The 23,439-nt window shown below is 62.9% G+C and carries 21 protein-coding genes, 1 other RNA gene and 1 pseudogene; 8 read left to right on the top strand and 15 right to left on the bottom strand.

Going from position 1 to position 23,439, the window contains the following annotated elements:
- Positions 1–5 precede the first annotated feature (5 nt).
- The 4 genes from hflC to NKI19_RS07220 all read right to left on the bottom strand — a co-directional run bounded on the left by hflC (position 6) and on the right by NKI19_RS07220 (position 3,742).
- Positions 6–959: a protease modulator HflC gene (hflC, locus tag NKI19_RS07235; RefSeq protein ID WP_352490305.1), complete on the bottom strand. Its 954-nt coding sequence runs from the start codon at positions 957–959 to the stop codon at positions 6–8.
- Positions 959–2,053: an FtsH protease activity modulator HflK gene (gene hflK / locus NKI19_RS07230; RefSeq protein ID WP_352490306.1), complete on the bottom strand. Its 1,095-nt coding sequence runs from the start codon at positions 2,051–2,053 to the stop codon at positions 959–961. Before hflK ends, hflC begins: the two co-directional genes overlap by 1 nt.
- Positions 2,054–2,213: 160 nt before the next feature.
- Positions 2,214–2,732 carry a dihydrofolate reductase gene (locus NKI19_RS07225; RefSeq protein WP_352490307.1) on the bottom strand — a complete coding sequence of 173 codons (519 nt, stop codon included), beginning with the start codon at positions 2,730–2,732 and terminating at the stop codon, positions 2,214–2,216.
- Positions 2,732–3,742, bottom strand: a complete 1,011-nt coding sequence (locus NKI19_RS07220; protein ID WP_352490308.1) for a DUF4424 domain-containing protein — start codon at positions 3,740–3,742, stop codon at positions 2,732–2,734. The genes NKI19_RS07225 and NKI19_RS07220 overlap by 1 nt, the downstream gene beginning before the upstream one ends.
- Positions 3,743–3,883: 141 nt before the next feature.
- Here NKI19_RS07220 and cobF point away from each other — a divergent pair, with 141 nt between their 5' ends.
- The gene (gene cobF / locus NKI19_RS07215; protein WP_352490309.1) at positions 3,884–4,657 is read left to right on the top strand and encodes a precorrin-6A synthase (deacetylating); all 774 of its coding nucleotides are present in this window, start codon (positions 3,884–3,886) and stop codon (positions 4,655–4,657) included.
- Positions 4,658–4,690: 33 nt separating this feature from the next.
- Here cobF and NKI19_RS07210 read toward each other — a convergent pair whose 3' ends face one another.
- The 6 genes from NKI19_RS07210 to NKI19_RS07185 all read right to left on the bottom strand — a co-directional run bounded on the left by NKI19_RS07210 (position 4,691) and on the right by NKI19_RS07185 (position 9,196).
- Complete coding sequence (locus tag NKI19_RS07210; RefSeq protein WP_023676697.1) at positions 4,691–5,032, bottom strand: winged helix-turn-helix domain-containing protein; 342 nt, start codon at positions 5,030–5,032, stop codon at positions 4,691–4,693.
- An 81-nt stretch (positions 5,033–5,113) separates the two neighbouring features.
- Positions 5,114–6,226 (bottom strand): molybdenum ABC transporter ATP-binding protein, encoded by a 1,113-nt coding sequence (gene modC, locus NKI19_RS07205; RefSeq protein WP_352490310.1) that lies wholly within the window; start codon positions 6,224–6,226, stop codon positions 5,114–5,116.
- Complete coding sequence (gene modB / locus NKI19_RS07200) at positions 6,223–6,927, bottom strand: molybdate ABC transporter permease subunit (protein WP_352490311.1); 705 nt, start codon at positions 6,925–6,927, stop codon at positions 6,223–6,225. The genes modC and modB overlap by 4 nt, the downstream gene beginning before the upstream one ends.
- 15 nt (positions 6,928–6,942) lie before the next feature.
- A complete protein-coding gene (gene modA / locus NKI19_RS07195) occupies positions 6,943–7,734 on the bottom strand; it encodes a molybdate ABC transporter substrate-binding protein (protein ID WP_502899246.1) in 792 nt (263 codons plus the stop codon).
- Positions 7,735–7,976: 242 nt separating this feature from the next.
- Positions 7,977–8,771 (bottom strand): thymidylate synthase, encoded by a 795-nt coding sequence (locus NKI19_RS07190; protein ID WP_023676701.1) that lies wholly within the window; start codon positions 8,769–8,771, stop codon positions 7,977–7,979.
- A gap of 113 nt (positions 8,772–8,884) precedes the next feature.
- Positions 8,885–9,196, bottom strand: a complete 312-nt coding sequence (locus NKI19_RS07185; RefSeq protein ID WP_023676702.1) for a DUF2853 family protein — start codon at positions 9,194–9,196, stop codon at positions 8,885–8,887.
- Between the two features lie 163 nt (positions 9,197–9,359).
- Here NKI19_RS07185 and ssrA point away from each other — a divergent pair.
- Positions 9,360–9,715, top strand: a transfer-messenger RNA (tmRNA) gene (gene ssrA, locus NKI19_RS07180).
- A 76-nt stretch (positions 9,716–9,791) separates the two neighbouring features.
- Here the strand turns inward: ssrA and NKI19_RS07175 are convergent.
- A complete protein-coding gene (locus NKI19_RS07175; protein ID WP_352490365.1) occupies positions 9,792–11,591 on the bottom strand; it encodes an acetolactate synthase 3 large subunit in 1,800 nt (599 codons plus the stop codon).
- A 406-nt stretch (positions 11,592–11,997) separates the two neighbouring features.
- Between NKI19_RS07175 and NKI19_RS07170 the strand changes: the two genes are divergently transcribed.
- Positions 11,998–12,738 carry an SDR family oxidoreductase gene (locus tag NKI19_RS07170; protein ID WP_352490312.1) on the top strand — a complete coding sequence of 247 codons (741 nt, stop codon included), beginning with the start codon at positions 11,998–12,000 and terminating at the stop codon, positions 12,736–12,738.
- A 66-nt stretch (positions 12,739–12,804) separates the two neighbouring features.
- Here NKI19_RS07170 and NKI19_RS07165 read toward each other — a convergent pair.
- Positions 12,805–13,626, bottom strand: a pseudogene (locus tag NKI19_RS07165) (LysR family transcriptional regulator); the annotation flags it as partial.
- Between the two features lie 101 nt (positions 13,627–13,727).
- Positions 13,728–14,933: a multidrug effflux MFS transporter gene (locus NKI19_RS07160; protein ID WP_023676705.1), complete on the bottom strand. Its 1,206-nt coding sequence runs from the start codon at positions 14,931–14,933 to the stop codon at positions 13,728–13,730.
- 168 nt (positions 14,934–15,101) lie between these two features.
- Here NKI19_RS07160 and NKI19_RS07155 point away from each other — a divergent pair, with 168 nt between their 5' ends.
- The 4 genes from NKI19_RS07155 to NKI19_RS07140 all read left to right on the top strand — a co-directional run bounded on the left by NKI19_RS07155 (position 15,102) and on the right by NKI19_RS07140 (position 16,925).
- Positions 15,102–15,791 carry a TetR/AcrR family transcriptional regulator gene (locus NKI19_RS07155; protein ID WP_352564507.1) on the top strand — a complete coding sequence of 230 codons (690 nt, stop codon included), beginning with the start codon at positions 15,102–15,104 and terminating at the stop codon, positions 15,789–15,791.
- Between the two features lie 134 nt (positions 15,792–15,925).
- Positions 15,926–16,462, top strand: a complete 537-nt coding sequence (locus NKI19_RS07150; protein ID WP_352490314.1) for an SspB family protein — start codon at positions 15,926–15,928, stop codon at positions 16,460–16,462.
- A gap of 18 nt (positions 16,463–16,480) precedes the next feature.
- Entirely contained in the window at positions 16,481–16,684 is a 204-nt protein-coding gene (locus NKI19_RS07145) for a DUF4169 family protein (protein WP_352490315.1), read from the top strand.
- A gap of 19 nt (positions 16,685–16,703) precedes the next feature.
- Positions 16,704–16,925 (top strand): ribbon-helix-helix domain-containing protein, encoded by a 222-nt coding sequence (locus tag NKI19_RS07140; RefSeq protein WP_352490316.1) that lies wholly within the window; start codon positions 16,704–16,706, stop codon positions 16,923–16,925.
- 3 nt (positions 16,926–16,928) lie between these two features.
- Here the strand turns inward: NKI19_RS07140 and NKI19_RS07135 are convergent, their stop codons facing one another.
- The gene (locus NKI19_RS07135) at positions 16,929–18,722 is read right to left on the bottom strand and encodes a chloride channel protein (RefSeq protein ID WP_352564505.1); all 1,794 of its coding nucleotides are present in this window, start codon (positions 18,720–18,722) and stop codon (positions 16,929–16,931) included.
- A gap of 154 nt (positions 18,723–18,876) precedes the next feature.
- On the opposite strand from NKI19_RS07135, the gene NKI19_RS07130 reads away from it, so the two are divergent.
- Entirely contained in the window at positions 18,877–19,314 is a 438-nt protein-coding gene (locus NKI19_RS07130; protein ID WP_352490318.1) for a MarR family winged helix-turn-helix transcriptional regulator, read from the top strand.
- An 11-nt stretch (positions 19,315–19,325) separates the two neighbouring features.
- On the opposite strand, the gene NKI19_RS07125 is transcribed toward NKI19_RS07130, so the two are convergent.
- Positions 19,326–23,411 carry an AsmA family protein gene (locus tag NKI19_RS07125; protein ID WP_352564503.1) on the bottom strand — a complete coding sequence of 1,362 codons (4,086 nt, stop codon included), beginning with the start codon at positions 23,409–23,411 and terminating at the stop codon, positions 19,326–19,328.
- Positions 23,412–23,439: the final 28 nt, after the last annotated feature.

The raw sequence follows: 23,439 nt of genomic DNA, 5'->3' as shown, positions 1-23,439 counted from the left end.
CGGCCCTACTGGCCGGTGCCTGGCTGCGCCGCCGGTGCGGCGGGAGCGGCAGGTGGTGCTGCCGGGGCTGCAGGCGTTTCCTTGCTGTCCGGGTCGCGAAAGAAGCGGAAGAACTCGGAATTCGGCGACAGCACCATCGTCGTTCCGGTGCTGTTCAGCGCCGTGCCATAGGCATTCATCGACCGATAGAAATCGAAGAAGGCCGGATCGCGCTGATAGGCCCCGGCAAACGTCGCGCTGCGCTGGGCTTCACCTTCACCGCGCAGGATTTCAGACTCTTTCTGGGCTTCCGCGACGATTTCGACCACTTCGCGGTCGGCGCGAGCCCTGATCCGCTGCGCTGCCTCATTGCCTCGCGCCCTCAGCCGCTCGGCTTCGGCGAGACGTTCGGCCTTCATGCGGTCGAAGGTCTGCTGCGAGACTTCGGCCGTGAGATCGGTGCGGCGGATGCGGACATCCTCGATCTGCAGGCCAAGCGAGGTGGCATCGGGCCTCAGCTGATCGCGCACCTCGCGCATCATTACGGCACGCTCTTCCGAGAGTGCCGCCTCGAAGTCGCGCAGGCCGTAGACGCGGCGCAAGGCGGCGTCGAGACGCGTCCTCAGCCGGGCCTCGGCCAGTTCGATCTGGCCGGAGACCGCGGCGCGGAACACACGCGGATCCGAGATGCGATAGGCGATGAAGGCATCGACCTCATAGAACTTGCCGCCCGAAACCTGGACGCGGATGTTGTCGAGGTCGAAGCGCAGGACCCTGTTTTCGATCAGCTGCACGGTGTCGGCATCGAAGAAGGAGAATGGCGCCTTGAAATAGATGCCCGGCTGGTTCTTGACGTCGACGATTTCGCCGAACCTGAGCACCAGCGCCTGCTGGCGCGCATTGACGACGAAGACCGACGAATAGAGCAGGAACAGGATGACCGCGGCGATGACCGCAATGACGGGAAGACGGTTGGCCATCACTGGTTTCCTCCGGTGGCCGGTGCCGGCGCCTTCTGCTGCAATGCCGGCAGCGGCAGGTAGGGAACGACCCCTTGCCCGTTGCCTTGCTCGACGATGACCTTGCTCGAATCCTTCAGCACCCTCTCCATCGTTTCCAGGTAGAGCCGCTTGCGCGTCACCTCCGGCGCCTTGGCATATTCGTCATAAACCGAGATGAAGCGCTGCGCCTCGCCTTCGGCCTCCTGCACGACCCGGTTCTTGTAGGCGGCCGCGTCTTCGCGGATCTGTGCGGCCGCACCGCGCGCCTGGCCGAGCTTCTGATTGGAATACTGATTGGCCTGCTCGACGAACTTGTCCTCATCCTGCTCGGCGCGCTGCACCTCGTCGAACGCGTCTGCCACCTCGCGCGGCGGCGCGGCGTCCTCGATCGAAATGGCGTTGACGTTGAGGCCGGCCTTGTAGCCGTCCAGCGTCGTCTGGATGATCTCACGCACCGACGCCGCAATGCCTTGCCGGTCGTCGCGGAAAATGTCCTGCGCCGGGCGCCGGCCGACTGCTTCGCGCATCGCGCTTTCGGCGACCTGCTGCAGCATGCCGTCCGGGTCGGACACGTCGAACAGATAGGCCTTAGGGTCGGAGACCTGATAGGCCACAGAGAACTGCACATTGACGATGTTCTGGTCGCCGGAAAGCATCAGGCCGTTGCCGCTGGAACTGCCGCCGCCGATACTGACAAGCTGCTCGGCGATGTTGGCGGTCTCGACCGTTTCGATGGGCCACCAATGGAAATGCAGGCCAGGCTGCGAGAGCTCCGCCTTCGGCTGGCCGAACCTGAGTTCCACCGCAACTTCGTCGGGCTGCACTGTGTAGACCGCCTTGAACGCCCATAGCACCACCAGCGCCGCAGCTATCAGTCCGAACACGGCCGGGCTCGCGCCACCGCCGCCCGGCAGTGCGCGCCGCAACCTGTCCTGCCCACGCCGGATGATATCCTCGAGATCGGGAGGCGAGCCCTGCGGGCCGCTGGGTCCCTTGGGTCCCTGTCCCCAAGGTCCCTGATTGTTGCCGCCGCCCCATGGGCCGCCGCCGCCGCTCTTGTCGTTCCAGGGCATGAATGTCCTTTCGCTTGGAATTCCCTCAAGCGCCGGCTCGCCAGCGCAAAATCCAATATTATTCTTCTATAGGGATGCAACGGCACGCTTTCAACGCGATCGGCTGCCGTCACAGTCCGCCTTTGGGTCCATTTAGACCTGTCGCGACGCTTTGTCGTCTTCAATTCACGTCGCGGCGACGCTCGTAAACCGAATAGCGTGTCGCATGGCTGTCCTTCTCACCGGCCTCAACCTCCTGTGAGCGGACGATCCGCCATAGCGCCGGGTCGATCGGCGGGAAATGGGCGTCGCCGTCGACCGCGGCCAGAACATGGGTCACGTGCAGCCGATCGGCCAGCGGCAGCGCCTGAGCATAGATCTCGCCGCCGCCGATGACGCAGATCTCGTCGGCGCCGGCCATGCAGCGCCCGCGCACCGTCGCCAGCGCGATTGCGTCCTCGATCGAGTGCGCGACTTCGACGCCCTCGGCGCGCCATGCCCTGTCCCGCGTCACCACGATGTTGAGCCTGCCCGGCAATGGGCGGCCGATGCCTTCATAGGTCTTGCGGCCCATGATGATGGGCTTGCCCATCGTATCGGCTTTGAACCGCTTGAGATCGGTGGACAGCCGCCACGGCAACCCACCCTCGCGCCCGATCACGCCGTTCTCGGCGATGGCGACATAAATCGCGAGGTCCATCAGCCGCCGTTTCCGCCATCGGATGGCTCCAGCAGCAATATGTCTATGTCGTGCTCGGGGTAGAAGTTCTGCGCCTTCATTTCGAACGTCGTCGGTCCGACCTTCCTGACGTTTTCGCCGCAAAACGAGACCAGGTTCTTCGGATCGCCCTTGTCGACGGTCAGCTTGAACGTACCGATGTTTCCCGACGCCCAGTTGCCGCCCGTGGTCAGGATATAGGCGATGCGGTTCTCGAAATATTTGGGGTAGCCGTCGGGATCGTCCTTGGCTGCCTTGCGCACGGCGTTTTCGAAGGCATCGTCCATGCAGTAGCGTGTCTTGTAGGCGGCATACTGGCCCTGGAACTGGCCATCATAGAAGAAGCTGACCGAGGAGGTGCCGCCGACGCTCGGCTTGTAGCGATGCGAGACATGGACCGCCTTGTTGGCTGGAAAAGTCGAGCGCCACCAATAGGTCGATCGCAATTGCCAGAACGGCGTGTAGACGGTCTTCATGCCCGAACCGTCGTCGGCAGTGTCCTGGATGATGATGCCGCGGTTGACCCAGTCGTCGGTGACCGCTTGCGGCAGCTTTGCCAGCGCTGCCTTGGCCGCGTCGCCGAACGGATAGAACGGCACGCCCTGCGCCTTCAGGTCGGCGCCGATATCGATGCCGAGCGCGAACACTTTCTGCTCGAGCTGCGGCTTTGCCGGCACCCCGTCGATCGTCACTTCGAAGCCGAGGAAATTGTCGCTCTGTGCCTCCGGAATCGCCGGGATTTCTTCGGGGTCGCCTTCGATGTCGGGCATCGGAAAGGCGACGATCGCATCGACATCCTTGTCGGTGTTGTTGCGGAAGACATAATCGACCGTCACCTTTTCCGGCGAGATGTAGAGATCCTCGCTTTCCATCGCCACCGCATCGCTGCGCGAAAGGATCAGCCCACCGGTGCCGAGTTCGGCAACCGAATCATTGGCGAGCGCAGGCGTAGCCGAGAGCGCCAACGCTGCGGTCAGGACGTAACGGAACATGGAAACTCCCCCGGCGAAAATGCCAACATGACTCTAGCCGTTCAATGTGGCCTTTCAAAGCCTTTCGGCAAACGCGCCAGCGCCTGCCGGCATGTCATGTCGGTCTAGACACGCCGGTCCCGATCGGGCAGGAGTTCGCCCATGCGCAAGCTTCTTGTCATTGGCATCGGCGCCGGCAATCCGGAGCACATGACGGTCCAGGCCATTAACGGCCTCAATCGGGCCGACGTGCTGTTCATTCCCGACAAGGGCGCCAAGAAGAACGATCTCGCCGAATTGCGCCGCCAGATCTGCGACCGCTTCGTCACTAACCCAAACTCGCGCCGCGTTGAATTCGATGTGCCGGTGCGCGCCGAGCCGGCGCCTTCCTACCGCTCGACTGTCGACGACTGGCACGAGGCGATCGCCGCGATCTACGAAGGCCTGATCCGCGACGAACTCCCCGAAGATGGCTGCGGCGCCTTCCTGATCTGGGGCGATCCGTCGCTCTACGACAGCGCGCTGCGCATCCTCGAGCGCGTGCGCCTCAGAGGCAATGTCGCGTTCGAGCTGGAGGTCATCCCTGGCATCACCGCCATCCAGGCACTCGCAGCCAGCCACAAAATGGCATTGAACCGCATCGGCGACGCTATTTTGATCACCACCGGCCGCCGGCTCGCCGAGGAAGGTCTGCCCGAAAACGCCGGCAGCACCATCGTCATGCTGGACGGCAAATGCGCCTTCAATACGCTGGACGACAAGGACGTTACCGTCCACTGGGGCGCCTATCTCGGAACGCCCGACGAGATCGTGATCTCGGGCCGGATTGGCGACGTCGGCGACGAGATCGTGAGCACCCGTGAGGAGGCCCGCCGGAAAAAAGGCTGGATCATGGACACCTATCTGCTGCGCAAGCCCGGCGAGCCTGAGGAGTAGCAGAGATCGAGCGCGGCATGAATTCCGCCGAATTCACGCAGCGTCGATCTCGGCCTGCAGCGCCTCCATATGCGCCGCCGCTGCTGAAGACGCAGCCCGCTCGATCGCGCGGAAGCGGCTGACCACAGCAAGGCCGACCGACGTCAACTGGGCGCCACCGCCTTTCTTGCCGCCCGTCTGTGCCGCAACCAGCGGTTTACCGAACACGCGGTTCATGTCTTCGACCAGATCCCAAGCGTGCTTATAAGACATCTCCATGCCGCGCGCCGCGGCCGAAATCGAGCCGAAGGCGGCGATCTGTTCTAGAAGCTCGATCTTGCCCGGCCCGATGCGGCCATCTGGATCGAGATTTATCCGCAAACTCAGCGACGGCATTTGCTCCTCCGCAGTCACGCCATTCTACAAGTTCTCCAGCGATACGCTATTCCAAAACGATATAGCGACAATATCCGCCGTTCACCCATCCGCCTCGGCCGGCAAGCCGGCGCCGGTATTCGCCCGGTCGAAGCTCACCGTCTTGACCACCGCGAAGACTTTTCGACCAGGCCGAAGCCCCAGCGTCTGCCGCGACTGTTCGGTGATGCGGGCAAGCACGGTTGCGCCATTGCAGTCGAGGCCGATCTCGACCGTAGGCCCTTCGCCCGGCTCTATCGCCACAATCGTGCCCGGTAGTATGTTGAGCGCGCTGAGGCCAGCCGGCTGCTCGGTGGCGATCATCACGTCGCGGGCACGGATGCGGACGCGCACCGGCGCACCGACCGGCGTTGCCAGAAGCGGCACCCGGATCTCGCCCGCCAATGAGCCCAGCACCGTCATGCCAAACGCCTCGTCGTGGCGCAGAACAGCGGCATCCAGCACGGCACCGCCCTCGCTGCGCTCTTCGGCCGGCAACAGATCCAGACGCTGCATGATCGCTCCGGTCGGACCGGAAGCGGTGACCTTGCCTTGCATCAGCACCACGACGTCGCTCGCCAGCCGCGCCACTTCGGCGATCGAGTGGCTGACATAGACGATCGGGATTTTCGTCTCGTCGCGCAGCCGCTCGATATAAGGCAAGATCTCGGCCTTGCGCGCCTCGTCGAGCGAAGCCAGCGGCTCGTCCATCAGCAGCAATTTCGGACTGGCAAGCAGCGCCCGGCCGATTGCCACGCGCTGCTTCTCGCCACCGGAGAGTTTTGCCGGCCGCCGGTCGAGCAAATGACCGATGCCGAGCAGTTCGACCACGCTATTGATATCCGCATAGCGCTCGGCAGCCGGCGTGAACCAGCGGCCATAGCGCAGATTGCTCGCCACGCTCATATGCGGAAACAGCCGCGCATCCTGGAACACCATGCCGATCCGCCGCTTGTGCTTCGGCACGAACAGGCCTGCATCGCTATCGACCAGAACGCGGCCCTCGGCCGCGATACGGCCTTTGTCGGGGCGGATCAACCCGGCAATCAAATTGATCAGCGTCGTTTTTCCGGAGCCGGAAGGCCCGAACAGCGCAGTCAGCCGCCCGGCGCTCTCAAAGCGGGCATTGACGGCGAAATCGCCAAGCCGGTGGCTGATGTCGACCTGAACCGTCATTCGATGTCCATCCGCCGGCCGACGCGCCGCGCCAGCACTTCCGAGGCCACGAGTGCAGCCATCGAGATGACGATCGAGATCAGCGTCAGCCTGAGCGCGCCGGCGTCGCCGCCGGGAACCTGCGTGAACGTGTAGATCGCCGACGGCAGCGTCTGCGTCTCGTTCGGGATGTTGGAGACGAAGGTGATCGTCGCGCCGAATTCGCCCATCGCCTTGGCGAAGGAGAGGATCGCACCGGCGATCAGCCCGGGCAGTATCAACGGCAGCGTGATCGTGCCGAATACCCATAGCGGATTGGCGCCGAGCGTGCCGGCGGCCGCCTCGATTTTGCGGTCGACCGCTTCGATCGACAGCCGGATCGCCCGCACCATCAGCGGAAAGCCCATCACACCGCAGGCGAGCGCGGCGCCCGTCCAGCGAAAGGAAAAAACGATGCCGAAATGCTCGGCCAGGAAGGCGCCGGCCGGACCACGCTTGCCGAAAGTCAAAAGCAGCAAATAGCCGGTCACCACCGGCGGCAGGATCAGCGGCAGATGCACCAGGCCGTTGAGCAGTGTCTTGCCCCAGAACTGGCCGCGGGCGAGCACAAGGGCGATTGCTACGCCCGGCGGCAGGCTGGCAATCATCGCCACGGTCGCCACTTTGATGGATAGCCGGACGGCATTCCATTCGTTGGGAGCGAGATCCAGCAGCCAGTTCATGCTCAGGGCCGTTCGTCAGTGGCTCGGCGCGAGGATTGTAAAACCTTGCGCCTTGAAGAGTTCGCCAGCCTTTGCGGATTGCAGGCATTTCAGGAACGCCGGGGTATGCTTGCCCTTCGAATCCGCAAGCTGGGCAACCGGATAGATGATCGGCGGATGTGTATTGTCGGGGAAAGCGCCGATCACCTTCACGCCGGGCTCCGCATGCGCATCCGTGGCATAGACGATGCCGAGTGCTGCCTCGCCGGTCGACACCAGTTTTAGGGCGGCGCGCACATTCTCGGCCTGCGCCACCTTGCCTTCGACGGAAGACCAGACACCGAGCGATTCGAGGGCTGCCTTGCCGTATTTGCCTGCCGGCACCGCCTTGACATCGCCCATGGCAAGTTTGCCGTCACCCACGAGCCCGGCAAGATCGAACCCCTTTTCAATCCTGGTCTCGACCTTGGAATCCCGCGGCGCAACCAACACGATCTGGTTACCGAGCAGTTTCACCTCGGTTTCGGGCTTGGTCAGCGTCTTGTCGGAAAGATATTTCATCCAGTCGAGATCGGCCGAGATGAACACGTCTGCCGGGGCGCCGCTTTCGATCTGCCTGGCCAGCGCCGAGCTCGCCGCATAGGAAATGGTTGCCGCCTCGCCGACATCGGCCTCGCAGGCCTTGTTGACGGCATCGAGCCCGTCCTTCAGGCTCGCCGCGGCAAACACGACCACCTTGTCATCGGCATGTGCCGCCGGCACCGCGGCCATCAGGATGGCGGCAAGACCCGCGATGGCAATCGTCTTCGAACCTTTGCGCGCCAGCATGAAATTCTCCTCGTCTCGGATCGCCCGCAGCCGTCCATCGATATATCCATGTGAACATAACAAGGGAAGGCTCTTTACCGGCGACGGCATTCTGAGCTCAGGTTTCTCGGCGTGCGATAACCTCCGTTGGATACAGCGGTATCGAGGCCAAAGGAAATATCACATGAAATCACTACCCGCGGCACGGGCAAACGAGGGCGCAGCCGCAGTAGGCAATTTCGATATGGACAGTCAGGTAGGTCCTAGACCGCGATCGGCGCCTTGATCGTCGCGTCGGCGAAATAGTTCTCGAGCCGGAAATCCTCGAAGCGGAAGGCAAAGAGATCCTTCACCTCGGGATTTATCCAGAGCGTCGGCAACGCCTTGGGCGTGCGCCGCAATTGTTCGCGCGCCTGCTCGAAATGGTTCGAGTAAAGATGTGCGTCGCCGAGCGTGTGGATGAAATCGCCGGGTTTCAATCCTGTCACCTGCGCCACCATCAGCGTCAGCAACGCATAGGAAGCGATGTTGAACGGCACACCGAGAAAGATATCGCCCGACCGCTGATAGAGCTGGCAGGAAAGCTTGCCTTCAGAAACATAAAACTGGAACAGGCAATGGCAGGGCGGCAACGCCATGGCCTCCACCTCGGCCGGGTTCCACGCCGAAACAATCAGCCGCCGCGAATTAGGATTTTTGCGTATCTCCTTCAGAAGATTCGCAATCTGGTCGATGGCACCACCGTGGCCGTCCGGCCACGACCGCCACTGTTTGCCATAGACCGGGCCGAGATCGCCGTTCTCGTCGGCCCATTCATCCCAGATCGAGACGCCGTGATCGTTGAGATATTTGATGTTGGTGTCGCCGGCCAGGAACCACAAAAGCTCGTGGATGATCGACTTCAGGTGCAGCTTCTTGGTGGTGGTGACCGGAAAGCCGCGGGCCAGGTCAAAGCGCATCTGGTAGCCGAATACCGAGCGCGTTCCGGTGCCGGTGCGGTCGCCGCGATCGGCGCCGTTTTCCAGCACATGCTTCAGAAGGTCGAGATACTGGCGCATCGACTCCGGTCCGATTCGGGTTGTCAGCCATCATAGCCGAATGACCGTCGGCCGAACACAGCAAAGCGAGACAATTCCAGCAGAAGCCGCACCGGCACCGGCGGCGAGGTTGCTCAGAGCGAGCCGAGCATGCCCAGATCCTTGGCGACGAGATAATAGAAGGTCACCCGGCTCTTGCTGTTGTCGGCCGCCATCGCCTTGCAGGTCTTTTCGATAGCCGCATCTGCCTTGGCGCCGTCGGTGACGCCGAGCTTGCCGGCGACCCAGCTGTTCCTGACGCGCTTCAGTTCCTCCGGGTCGGTGCAGGACACCAGCGAGGAATCGCGGTTCCTGAGCGCGATACCCAGATGCTTGACGATCTTGGCGACCGCGTCGGCATCCGCCGCCGCATCATATTTCTTTACGTCTGCGAGATAGTCGGCCATCGAATTTCCCCTCGTCGGCGCCACGGGATCCGGTCGATGAGGATTGTGGCGCGCTGCCGCAAATTATGCGCTAGGTCTCCTCACCGCCACAAAGCTTCGGTTGAGACCGGCGGCAAGTCAACCCCTTGATGATCCACTTTGACACGGACGAAAGTGGCATTCCGGCCTTTCATTTTCCACCGCCAGTCCCTATATTCGCGTCGTCGGCTCGACCGACTATGGCGATAAACAGGCGATGAAATAAGCCGTTCGGACCCGGGGGCGGTACCCGGCGCCTCCACCAAAAACCGCTGTTCAGGAGCGGCTTTTGCTGGGGGCGAAATAGGATCGACGAAGGTGTAAAGATCGTACTTTTGCCCGGCATTGTACCACCGTTATCGGGCTAAACTTATAGTTGCCAACGACAACTATGCGGAAGCACGTCTCGCCGCGTAAGCGGTGCGATAGCTTCAATTCAAGCCCTAGTGGTTCGCACTTCTAGGCGGGGTTCGGAGGTACCTGGCAACAGAAACCTCCATTTCTCCCTTTTTTGACATGTGCGGCTATAGGCCTGGGCTTTTTATGCGCCCTGATACGCCGAAGGCGCCGCGGGCGTTTATACCAGTCCCTGGCTGACCGTATCGATCGCACCGGCGAATGTTTCACCTGTGGCCGCGTCGTCGGGCAACAGCATCTCGTTGTGCCCCCTGCCCGTCTGGATCATCGGAAAACAATTGGCGAGCCTGGCAACACGACAGTCGAAGAGCACCGGCCGGTCCACATCGATCATTTCCTGTATCGCATCGTCAAGGTCGGCTGGTTTGTCGCAGCGCAGGCCGACCGCTCCGAACGCCTCGGCCAATTTGACAAAATCGGGCAAGGCCTCGGAATAGGAATGGGCGAGGCGGTTGCCGTGAAGAATTTGCTGCCACTGGCGAACCATGCCCATATATCCGTTGTTCAGGATGAATATCTTGATCGGCGCGTCGTACTGGACTGCCGTCGACATCTCCTTCATGGTCATCTGAACCGACGCGTCGCCGGCGATATCGATGACGAGGCTGTCCGGATGCGCGATCTGCACGCCGAGCGCCGCCGGCAGGCCGTAGCCCATCGTCCCGAGGCCGCCCGAACTCATCCAGCGGTTCGGCTTTTCGAAGCCGTAGAATTGGGCCGCCCACATCTGATGCTGGCCGACTTCAGTGGTGATGTATGTGTCGCGATCCTTCGTCAACTCATAGAGGCGCTGCACCGCATATTGCGGCATGATCACATCCTTGTTCATCTCATGGGAGAACGAATTGCGTGCGCGCCAGCCGGCGATCTTTCTCCACCAGTCCTGGAGGCGGCCTCCATCCGGTTTCTGAGGCAATGCGCGCCATAGACGAACCATGTCATCCAGAACATTGCCGACATCGCCTTGTATGCCGATATCGACGTGGACATTCTTGTTGATCGAGGACGGATCTATATCGATATGGATCTTGCTGGAGTTGGGCGAAAAAGCATCCACACGCGAGGTCACGCGGTCGTCGAAGCGCGCGCCGATACAGATCATGACGTCGCAATCGTGCATCGCCATGTTCGCCTCATAGGAACCGTGCAGACCGACCATCTTGAGCCAGTTCTTGCCGGAGGCGGGGTAAGCCCCAAGGCCCATAAGCGTCGAGGTGACCGGAAAGTCGGTCAGTTGAACCAGCTCCCGAAGCAATCTCGATGCTTCCGGGCCGGAATTGACGATGCCGCCGCCGGCATAAATAACGGGACGGCTGGCATTGGCCATCAATTCTAGCGCCTGGCCGATCTTGCCGATATCGCCCTGCAGCTTCGGTTGATAGCTCTTCAGTGCGACAACGTCCGAAGGCGGCGTGTACACGCCGGACGCAAACAGAACGTCCTTTGGCATGTCGACGAGAACCGGCCCCGGTCGCCCCGACCTGGCGATGTGGAATGCCCTATGGATCGCTGACGCCAGGTCATTGACGTCTTTGACCAAAGAGTTGTGCTTGGTGCAGGATCGCGTGATGCCAATCGTGTCACATTCCTGAAAGGCATCGGAGCCGATCAATGTTGTCGGCACCTGCCCGGACAGACAGACAATCGGCACCGAATCCATCAGCGCGTCCTGCAGGGGCGTCACGACATTTGTCGTGCCTGGGCCTGATGTGACCAGCATCACGCCGACCTTGCCCGTGGACCGGGCATAACCCTCGGCGGCATGGCCGGCGCCCTGTTCGTGGCGCACGAGGATATGCTTGATGTCGTCCTGCTGGAATATCTCGTCATAGATCGGCAATATGGCCGCGCCGGGATAGCCGAAAATATGCTCCACACCATTGTCTTTGAGTGCGCGGAGAACGATCTCCGCTCCTGTCATGCGGTTGCTCGTATCCCGAATGGAATTATCGCTTGTCATGGTTCTGTCCCGTAGCGTGATGAGGATGGGTTGACGGGGCATCGCCGAAATCGGGCGTAAGAGGGAATTTCGGGCATAAAAAAAGGCCCCGTCGGGAGCCTGTTTGTCGCGCACGGGTGGCTGTCGCCGGATGGTTACACCATCCTGCCCGTGCGCTTTCCTACCACTGCAAGAACCATAGCGATCGTCATGATGATCGCTGCTACACAGAAAATCGCGGATCGTCAACGTTTGAGGCTGAGGCGTCTCAGGCTGGGGCGAAAGCCTAACAGCCTCCCATCATCGGAACCTCCGATGGCAGCATTCGTTTCTTCCCGTTTCCCTTCTTCCACGCCTTTGCGGGACAAGGCCTCAGTTTCTCGCCGCGTGTGGTCATGCCCGGCGAGCTGCCTCATGGAGAGATAAGATGAACCAGCAAACCACACCAAAACACGAACGCATCCTGATCGTTGGCGGCAGTTCCGGCATGGGGCTGTCGCTTGCCGAACAGCAGCTTGCCGCCGGCGCCGAGGTTACGATCGTCGGCCGCTCCGAGGACCGGTTGTCGGCCGCACGGCAGCGCTTGCCTCATCCGGAAAGGCTGAGGACGATCGCAGCCGACATCACAAACGAGGACGAGGTCCAGCGCCTGTTCCAGGATGTCGGCACGCTCGACCACATCGTCTCGACCGCCGCCGACGTCACCGGCGTCTATGTGTTGCTTCCCGAGATGGACATCTCGGTGGCGCGGAAAGTGATGGATTCCAAAATCGTCGGGCCGCTGCTTCTTGCCAAACATGGCGCGCCTCGTCTGACGCCCGGGGGATCGATCACGCTGACCTCGGGCATCGCCGCCTATCGTCCGGCGGCGAAAGGCTCGGTGGTGGCGGCCGTTAATGGGGCCCTTGGCTCACTCGCCTACGCGCTTGCCGTCGAACTGGCGCCGATCCGCGTCAACGTTGTCTCGCCAGGCTGGGTCGACACGCCGATTTGGGATGCCGTCGTCGGCAGCGGAAAGACGGCTGCGCTGGACGCCATGGCAAAGCGCCTGCTCGTCGGCCGGATCGGCCAGGCAGCCGACGTTGCCCAAGCCATTACGTCCCTGATGCACAACGGCTTCATCACCGGAACCGTGCTTCATGTCGATGGCGGCCAGCGGCTGGTCTAGTGACGGCCAGACCTCGCGAACCATTGCGAGGAACAGCCGCAAGACCGGCGCTTGAATGCGCCGGTGGCGCCATACCATGGTGACCGCCGTCACCGGGCTGCTTCCAACCCAGGGCAGCACGACGATATTGGCATCAGCCGCGGGAGCCACGAGACGCGGGACCAGCGCGCATCCAAGACCGCCTTCAACAAGACTCCGTATCGCGCCCATGCTGGCGAACTCGCCGACGAGTTTTGGACGGTCAGGCAACGTTGCGGCAAACGCTTCGTCGAACATCCGCCTATAGACGCAACCGCGCTGGGTGACGAGGAAAGCCTCGTCAGCCAGATCGTCGGGCGTCATGGCAGAATGTCCGGCCAACCGGTGATTTGCCGGCATTATGGTGACGAGCTCTTCTACTGCCACTTGCTCGCTTCGCAGCTCCGGCGCCGCCGCCGGGACGGCCCCGAAATGGAAAGATACGTCCAGCGCCCCGCTTGTCACGCCGGCACGCAACCCACTGCTATCGTCCACCCTGAGGTTCAGTTCCACATCGGGATGACGCCGATGGAATTCCCCCAGCAAAGCTGGCAAGCGTGTCGAGCAAAGCGTCTCCAGGCCGCCGACCGTCAGGCGGCCGGCAAGCGTGCCGCTCGCGTCGGCGACAGCGGAACGGGCTTCGTCCGCGAGGTCGAGGAGATCGTTTGCGTAGTCCAGCAGGCGCTGTCCCGCCGCCGTCAGCTTCAAGCCACGCCGTGACCTGTCGAACAGCGACGTGCCCAGATCGGCTTCCAGCGCCTGGATCTGTTCGGTCACGCTCGATTGGGCAAGATGAACCCGCTCGGAGGCGCGCGTGATGTTCAAGGTGGTGGCGACCGCCACGAAGGTCTTGAGATGTCGAAGCTGCATGTCCTGAACCCGTCATATAGGCATAGGCTGCTTTGAACCGGGACCGCAAACGTGAAAAGGCCGGGAACATCGCCCGGCCTTTTTGTGTCGATAGGTGAAGCTTACTCCGCCGGCGCTTCCGCAACGTCCCGGCTGCGGCCGAGCGTTATCTTGGCCAGCGTGAAGGAGATCGCCGCGCAGAGCGTGATGCCCGCCACCATCGGCAGCGGCGTGCCGTCGAAAAACACGCCGGCGACGCCCATGGCGACCGCGCCGATGGCGAAATGTAGCGTACCCATCAGCGCCGACGCCGTGCCGGCGATCTCGCCATGCTCTTCCATGGCCAGCACCGACGTGGTCGGGATGACCAGGCCGAGAAAGCCGTAGCCGATGAACAGCAGCGCCGCCATCACGTCGAGCCGGTCGACACCCGATGCCATCACCGCGAACAGAACCACCATCGTCGTCGCATAGCCGGTCACCGCGACGCGCACCACGCGCTGCAGCCCGAACCGCTCGGATAGCAACCCGGTCAGCTGCGACATGCCGATAAAGGCAACCGCATTGATCGAGAAGAACACGCTGTAAACCGAAGGCGACAGGCCATAATGGTCGATCAGGATGAAGGACGAGCTCGACAGATAGACGAAGAAGCTCGCAATGCCGAAGCCGGCGATGGCCGTCAGGCCAAGGAAGTTGCGGTCGCCCATCAGGAAGCGGTAGCCTGAAAGCGCCGTCCCGAAAGACGACCCGGCGCGCTCCTCGACCGGCCGCGTCTCCTTGAGCGAGGTCGCCAGCAGGATGGTGGCGAGCACGGCCGCGCCCGTCACCGTCCAGAACACGGCGCGCCAGCCGAAGTTCTCGATGATCTGGCTACCGGTCAGCGGTGCCAGGATCGGCGACACCGAAAACACCAGCATCAGTAGCGACATCAGCTTGGCGGCCTCGGTGCCGGTATGCAGATCGCGCACGATGGCGCGCGGCACGGCCATGCCGGCGCTGGCGCCGAGCCCTTGCAGGAAGCGGAAGGCGATCAGCCATTCGATCGAGGGAGCCAGCGCCGAGCCGACGCCGCCGACCATGAACAGCGCCAGGCCGCCGTAGAGCGGCAGCTTGCGGCCGACCATGTCGGAGATCGGTCCGACGACGATCTGGCCGAAGCCCATGGAAAGAAAGAAGATCAGCAGGCTCATCTGCACCGCGGCAGTGCCGGCATGCAGATCCTCGCCGATCGACGGCAGGGCCGGAAGATACATGTCGATGGCAAACGGGCCGATCGCGGACAATAGGCCGAGCACGACCGCAATGCGGAGGAATTTGGCGTTCATGATAGCAGGCTCTTTCGAATTCTGGTTGCCGCCGAGGACCGACGTGTAACCCTAGGACGTTCCATCCCGTGGAGTTCCGACTCTTCTGCGGACCGAAACCCCCTTCGTGCAAGTCCACAAATTTAGACAGGCTTGTCTAATTCGTCAACCACCTCTATATAGTTTTGCATGAAGGCCAACGTCTCTCCTGACATTTTCCCGCCGCGAGGCCACGAGGCCAAGCGCATGTCGATTGTCGATGCCGCCGCCTCGGTCTTCTGCCGCGAAAGCTTCGCCGGTGCCAATATCGACATGATTGCCGCCGAGGCCGGCGTCTCCCGCCAGACCATCTACAATCATCACGGCGACAAGGAAAAACTCTTCGTTGCCATCGTCCGTGACCTCACCGAACGTTGCAATGCCGGCATCTTTGCCACGATTTCCACTTTTCCCGATCAGCCGAAGGATCTCGAGGCCGACCTCATCGCCTTTGCTGTGCGGATGAATCACAACTGCATCTGCAACCGCGACGGCAAATTCCTGCGCAAGCTGATCCAGACCGAAGGCGGGCGCTATCCCGAGTTGTTCGCCAAATGGCGCGAAGAAGGACCGGGCAGGACATGGCCGGCGATCGCCGCCCGCTTCGCCCGCCTCGCTCATGCCGGCTTCCTTGATATCGACGATCCCGATGTCGCAGCGCGCCAGTTCATGGCGCTTGCCAATGCCGAGTTGCAGACGACCTTCATGCTCGGCGGTACACCAACCGAGGACAAGGTGGTGCAATCGGCGACAAATGGCGTGCGCACGTTCCTGCGCGCCTTCGGCAAGCGGCAGCCGGTGTTCCGGGCAAGCAAACAGGGCGCGCTCGCCAACGCTTGACGATCAAAGCCGTTTGACGATCAAATCGTCGCCAATGGGCTTCGCTTCCGCACGCCGGCGATCTATATCCGGTTTACGCCGCGCTCAAGCTTGATTACAGCTATCAGGACGATTCAACGGAACCCGACAGCCACATGGCCGACGACCACATCCGCTACGACATTCTGGCCCAGGAGGCGTTGCGCGGCGTCATGCGCAAGGTCCTGGCCGAGGTCGCGCGCACCGGTCTCCCGGGCAACCATCATTTCTTCATCACCTTTCTCACCGGCGCGCCGGGTGTGCGCGTGTCGTCGCGGCTGCGCGAGCGCTATCCCGAACAGATGACCATCGTCATCCAGTTCCAGTATTGGGACCTGAAGGTGAGCGACACCGGTTTCGAAGTCGGGCTGTCGTTTTCCGACGTGCCGGAGAAACTGGAAATCCCGTTCTCGGCCGTGCGCGGCTTTTACGACCCGTCCGTCAACTTCGAGCTCGAATTCGACGTCAAGACCGATACCCCGGTTGAACACGAGACAAAGGCCAAGCCTGCTCCCGAGCCGCTGGCTATCGTCGCCGAGAAAAAGCCCGAGACGAAGAAGAAAGCCGCCGAGGCGGAAAAGAAGCCTGCCGCGGCCGACGCCGGCGCCAAGGGCGCCGACGTGGTGTCGCTCGACGCCTTCCGCAAGAAGTGACCCGACAGGCGGTGTGACATGGCCGAGATCGTCAATCTCCGTCAGGCACGCAAGCAGAAGGCGCGAGCCGAAAGGGAGCGCCTGGCCGAACAGAACCGGGCGCTGCATGGCCGTTCCAAACCCAGCCGGGATCGCGACCGCCTGATCGCCGACAAGGCCGACAAATTCGTCGCTGGCCATCGCCGCGAAAAATCGGGCGATTCGGACAAATCCGATGCTTGAATGTGAATAGGATCGTCGCGTGAGCCCGGTCGAAAAGCGCTCGGTCACCATTCGCGGTCACCGCACCAGCTATTCGCTTGAAAAGCCTTTTTACGACGACCTGGTCGCTATTGCGGATGTGCGAAAATTGACGCTCGCCGCCCTTGTCGCCGAAATCGACGAGAGCCGCCCGCGTGATGCCAACCTCTCCTCGGCACTCCGGCTCTATGTGCTGGATTGGGCCAAGCGCGGCAGGTTGTAGCCTTCAGGCAACGCTATCCTGTTTCCTGCGCCGCGTGCCAAAGCCCAGCAAAGCCGAGCGGTCGCGTTCTTCGGCCTGTTTCTTCGATCTGACGCGCATCAGGTCCTTCCAGCCGACATAGCCCACCAGCCGGGCATTTTCTCGCGTGACGACCGGCAGATGGGACACGTTCGCCATCAGCAGCTTGTCGGAGAGGCCCTCGAGATACTCATCCGGATAGGCCAGCGTGACCTTGCTGCCGGCCAGCAGTTCGCCAAGCATCGTCGTGCGGTGTTTACCGGCGCGTCTCCAGCGCAGGATCGCCGGCGGGTCGATAACGCCGAGCACGTGGCCCTCTTCATCGACGACCGGAAAGCTCGGATGCCGCGTCTCGGGCGCCGTCAGGAACGCTGCCGCGCCGTGCAGCGTCATCGTCGCCGGCACGCTTTCGACCTCGCTGGTCATCACCTCGCGCACCCTTGTCAGGGCGAACGGATCGACACGGTATTCGCGAACCATGTGATGCCCTCGCCTCGCGATTTTTTCGGTGAGGATCGAACGCTTCATCAACAGCACAGTCACCGCATGCGCGGTGGCGGTCGCCGCGATCAGCGGCACCAAGACATGGGTGTTGCCGGTCAGTTCGACCGCAAAGAAGGTGGCGGTCAGCGGCGCACGCATGGTGCCGCCCATCGTCGCCGCCATCGCCAGCAGCGCCCAGAAGCCCGGATCCGCGGCCGGCAGGAAGCCAGCGAGGACCGCGCCCATCGCCCCGCCCATGATCAGCAGCGGCGCCAGCACACCTCCCGACGTCCCCGAGCCGAGTGCGACCGACCAGATGATCGCCTTCACCACCAACAGGGTGAGCGCAGCGGTCGCTATCGTGCGGCCATCCAGCATGTCGGCGATATTGTCATAGCCGACGCCGAGCGCCTGCGGCTCGATCAGCCCGCCAATGCCGACCACCAGGCCGCCGAGCATCGGCCACCACATCCAGTGGATGGGCAGCTTCTGGAAACCGTCCTCGCAGGCGTAGACCATCTGGGTCAGCAACCCCGATAGCAGCCCGGCTGCCAAGCCGACCAGCAGCCAGCCGGCAAGGCCGGGAAATGAAACCTCCATGCCGCCCTGAAACGGGAAGATCGGCCCAGGCAGATGCAGCATGGTGCGCTCGACCTCGGCAATGATGGCAGCGACCGCCACGGGAATGAAGCTGCGCGGCGTCCACTCGAAGAGCAGCAATTCCACTGCAAGCATGATGGCGGCGATCGGCGTTCCAAACACGGTGGTCATGCCGGCCGCCGCACCCGCCACCAGCAGTGTCTTGCGTTCATTGTCGCTGACCGGCAGCATCTGCGCGATCAGCGAACCGATGGCGCCGCCGGTCATGATGATCGGCCCTTCCGCGCCGAATGGCCCGCCGGTACCGATCGAGACTGCCGACGACAACGGCTTCAGGATTGCCACCTTGGCGTCGAGCCGCGAGCGTCCGAGCAGGATCGCCTCGATGGCTTCGGGAATGCCGTGGCCGCGGATCTTTTCGCTTCCGAAGCGAGCCATCACACCGATGATCAGTGCCCCGATCACCGGAACAAATACCGAGGCATAGCCAAGCGGCGTATCCTGCAGTTTCAGGTCGGCGAGCGTGAACTGGCCAAAATAGGCGATGTTCGTGGCAAGCCGGATCAGCTTCAAAAGGGCAATGCCGGCAAACAACCCCGCCGTTGCCACCACCACCGCGATGCCGGCAATGAGCAGCACCCTGGCATCGGTGGTAAAATCGCGCAGATGGCCGGGGTTGGAATGATCGGATTTCATTTGCAAACCTTGCTTTCTGGCGGCGTGCCGACTTGCGGATCGGTCGCTGGCCGTGCCACCGAAGATGGCGGGCACCAGCCATGTTGGTTCGCTCTGTATCGTAACACGATATAAATATTCAAGGCCCGTTTGCGGCTTTGTCGGAAAGGAATCGATGGCAGACACTTCGAAGCCACAAAAGCGCGGCGCCACGATCGGGCCGGCCGACTACCAGAGGCTGTCCGAATTTCGCTACCTGATCCGCTGCTTTCTCGAATTCAGCCAGATCCAGGCGCAGGAAGCCGGCCTGACGCCACGCCAGCACCAGGCCCTGCTTGCGATCAAGGGATTTCCCGGAGGAGGGCCGGTGACCATTGGTGACCTCGCGGAGCGCCTGCGCATCCGCCATCACAGCGCCGTGGAATTGGTCAACCGTCTTTGCGAAGCCGGGCTCGTCGCGAGAGATAACGACGAGGAGGACCACCGCCGCGTGCTGCTGCGGCTGACCGAGCGCGCCGACCACAGTCTCGCCGATCTGTCAGCCGCTCATCTCGACGAACTCGGGCGGATCGAGCCGATGCTCAAGCGCTTGCTTGCTGGACGCGACACATAAGGGAAGAGCCGTCACCCGCCATTCAGCGATTTTAGCAGATCGTCGATCGACGAGGGATCGAACTTGAGCTTTGGCGGCGTCGGCACTGGCGGTGGCACGTTATTTGCGGCCGGTGGCGCCCGTTCCGCTCGCTCCGCCGCGGCCTTGCGTTCGGCGTCGAGCCTTGCCTTCTCTTGCGAGGCGATCCGCAACGCCTCTTCCGCCCTCTGGCGTTGCTGTTCTTCGGCCTGCGCTGCTTCCTCGGCAGCCTGTTGCGCCGCCTTGGCTTTGGCTTCGGCATCCGCTTCGGCCTTTGCAGCCGCCTCGGCTTTCGCCCTGGCCTCCGCTTCGGCCTTCGCCGCTGCATCCGCCTTCGCCTTGGCTTCAGCCTGCGCCCTGGCCTCCGCTTCGGCTTGGGCCTGCGCCTCAGCTTCGGCCTTTGCTTTGGCGTCCGCTTCAGCCTTCGCCTCAGCTTCAGCTTTCGCCTTGGCCTCAGCTTGCGCCCTCGCCTCCGCTTCGGCCTCCGCTTCGGCTTGGGCCTGAGCCTCGGCTTCAGCCTTTGCCCTGGCGTCGGCCTCAGCCTTCAGCCGCGCAGCTTCTTCCTGCTTGCGCCGTTCCTCCGCCGCTCTTTCACGCTCGGTTTGCAGGGCAGCGTAGTAGCGCACCTCCCGCCGCAGCCTTTGTTTCTCGAGCAGTGCGGCCTGCATGGCTTCGACCCGCTGCTGCTCCTTTTCCAGCGCACGCTGGGTCAGGAACTGTGCCAGCGGCTCGCTGTCGAACTGCCGTTTGGTGGCGCCGAACGGCCCGTCGACACTGAAATTCAAAACCGGTTCGGAGCCGACCAGCGCCTCGTCGCCGGGCCGGTAGGCGATCTCGCCCTTGGCATTGACGGTGCTGGTGTTCAGATCGGCGGTGATGTCGGCGGACAGCGTCGCGCCCGGGCTTTCGAATTTGACCGGCGGCGCCCTCAGCGTGCCGCCGGCGATGGTGAAAGCAATATCGGTGTCCTGCGCCGGAAAACTGCCGGCCGCGGCGATCTGCGGCACAAAGTCGGCAGTCTTCGACGCGTCGATATTGCGCCCTATCGCGTCGGCCTTGGCGATGAAAGCGCCAAAGGCATCCGGATTGAAGCCGGCAATAGTCATGCCCTTGAGCGTTGCCGTGCCGGAACCGGACAGCGCCGCAACCATCGCGTCGACCGATTTGCCGCTGGTCGAAAGCGCCGTCGAGAACTCGCCGCTTCCGCTGATGCCGGCGTCCGGCAGCACGGCTATCAAATCGGCGCCGGCGAGTTTCATCTGACCGGAGAAGAGCCCGGTGCCGTCATTGTTCTTGAGCTCGAACAGGCCACTCAACGCGCCGCCGAGGAACTTTGCTTTGAGGTCGGAAACGCGGATGCCCTCCTGGTCGAGCTGCAGCGACAGCGCAGCGTCATAGGCGGTGGCTAGCGGGCCGGCGGAAAGCGACGCCGCCGTCAGATCGAGATCGGCGGTAAATGGCAGACTGGATTTCTGGCTGAACGGTGCTGTCGGCCAGGCCCCGTCATTGACAAGGAAGGCCTGGTCGCCGAACAGCATCACCGCCATCGGATCGAGGTCCAGCTCGTCCAGCGACAGCGCGCCGGCAAGATGCGGCAGCCCCTCTTTCACGTCGATATTTACGTCACCGGAAACCGCCGCTTCATTGACGGCGCCGCTGAGGCCGCTCAACACAAGGAGACCGTTGCCGTAGTCGGCATCGGCAGCAAGCGACGTCGACATACCGGTCCCCATGCCGGGCAGGCCGACGCCGGTCGTCATCAGCCATGGCTCGATGTCGGCCGTTTCAAGGCTGACCTTGCCCTTGGCGGCCGCGCCCTGAGGCGTGTCGGCAATTGTCCCGTCGAAACCAGCTTTGAAGTCATTGCCGGCGAGGCTGAAGCGTGTCGCCAGGCCGCCGCCAAGCGTGCCTTTGGCCGAGACGTCGGTGGTCGCCTCGCCGAGCATGCCGAGTGGCAGTGCCGGCAGACCGTAAAGCGCCAGAAGTGCGGTGGCGTCGGCGTTCCTTGCGTTGAAGGTCAGCGTCACCGGCGCTTCGAGAGGCCGGTCGAGCGCCCCTTTGCCGGACAACGATGCGGAAAAGGCCGAGCCACCGGCCTTGCCCTGTGCGCTCATTGCCAGTCCGGTCGTACCATCGCCATTGTCTGCCGCACTCGTCACCGCGTCGATACGCGCGTCCTGGAACAGCTCGGGATAGGCAGCAGCACGCTCCGCCAACCCCTTCACCACCGCATTGTCCGGATAATGCCGGACGGCGACGTCGATCAGCGGCTTGAGGTCGACGGCGACCACCGAGGCGTCGAGCTTGCCGGTCGGGCTCGCCGGGAAATCCTTGATCCGGCCGGTGGCGCTGATCGAGGCGCCGGCAAGTCCGCCGACCGACAGCCGGTCGATCTCAAGCAGCCCATCGCGCAATCTAAGTGCGGTGTCGACGCTGTCGGCCGTCAACCCGCCGGCGCTGACCGGCCCGGCCTTGATCTGGAAATCGAGGTCGCGATCGGAAAAGCGGTTGGCGCCCTTGTCGCTGACGAAGATCGAGGCGAAGGCGGCGAGCCCATCGACATCGAGTTCGCCGCCTTCCAGTTGCATCAGCACCGATGGACGGGTGTCGTCGGGCTGGCTGGAATCGATGCGGCCGGAGAACTTCGCCTTGCCGAGGATGAGTTCGAGATCGCTGAAGGCCTGGTGCTTCTCGCTCACATCCACCTTGGCCTTGAAGCCGGCGGCCGGCAAGCGGCGGATCGCCTCGTCGACGTCCTTCGACAGCCATGCGGCAAAGCCGGAGGGCTGCGCCACCGCCAGAAGCAGCGATCCGGTGAAACCGAAATGATCTTCGACGCTGACCATGCCATTGGCTTCCAGCTTGGCGCGGCCGGGCAGTGTCGCGGCCAGCGATTTTACCGCCCAGCCACCCTCGGCCGGCTCGGCGGACAGGTGCACGTCACGAACGGTGGTATCGCCTGCCACCACCGCCGGGAGTTTCACCTCGACCGTGCCCGGTATGGTCGGCTTCGGCAGATCGAGCAGCGCCTGCTCCAGCGCCGCCACCCGCTCGGACAGCGTCAATCCGGCACCGGCCGCCGCCCCCACGGCCTCATCGAACTGCACCTGGGCGCCATTGGCCTCGATCGAGAAATGCGGCTTCAGCCCAAGGTCGACCGCAGCCTTGCCGTCGGCGGTGTAGGGATTGTCGAGCGGCCCGGTCTCGAAGCGGAATTCGTCGACGCCGAGCTTCTGGTGGTCGAGCGAAAACTTGCCGTTCAGCCTGAAGCCCGGATCCGGTTTGCCGGCGCTGACTTTCTGCGCCTCGCCGCCGGTACCGCGCAGCTGCGCCGCAGCCCGGTCTGCGCCCGATATTCTGAACTGGCCCGAATAGACGGCGGCGCCCTCGACGAGGCCAACATTGCCGTCGGTCTCGATGACCAGCGGATAGGCGTCCGGATCGGCCTTGAGCCTGAGCCGCATTTGCCCGTCCGGTTCGGCCTTGCCGGTGGAAACGGCGATCGTGGTCCGCAACCCGTCCAGCAACAGCGAACCGTCCAGTCGCCAGGGGCCGGCTAGCGACTTGGCCGAGATCGTCGAGTTGATCCCGGAAATAAGATGGCTGCGGCCGCCGGCGGCGCGGCTGAGCGCGATCTGTCCTTCCGTCACCGTCAGCTTCTCGATGGAGATCTGGCCGGGATCGAATGGCGAGGACGGCCGTATCGTCCAGTCGACCGTGCCGTCGGCGGCGATGTCGATGATCGCCTTCGGCCGCACCAGGCGCATGTCGAAGATCAGCACTTCGCCACGCAGGAATGGCGCGAGTTCTGCATCCATCGAAAAGGTTTCGACGGTCATCGCCGGCTGGCCGTTAGGGCCGCCCGCAACGGCGACGTTGGAAAAGGTCACCGAGGGGAACGGCAACAGCCTTGCCGTTGCATCGCCTCGCACGGTCACCTTGCGGCCCAGAACGGCACTGGCCTCGCGCTCGAAATCGGCACGGTAACCCGTCCAGTCGACAAAGTACGGCACCACCAGCGCCGCACACAGCACCAGCACAAGAAGGCCACCGAAGATCACGAACAGGCGTGCGAGCATGAACTCCTGGATAGTTGATTGAAAGTCA

The organism is Mesorhizobium sp. M0751, assembly GCF_040320265.1.
Taxonomy (GTDB): Bacteria; Pseudomonadota; Alphaproteobacteria; order Rhizobiales; family Rhizobiaceae; genus Mesorhizobium.
This window is presented reverse-complemented; position numbering and strand designations above follow the sequence as displayed.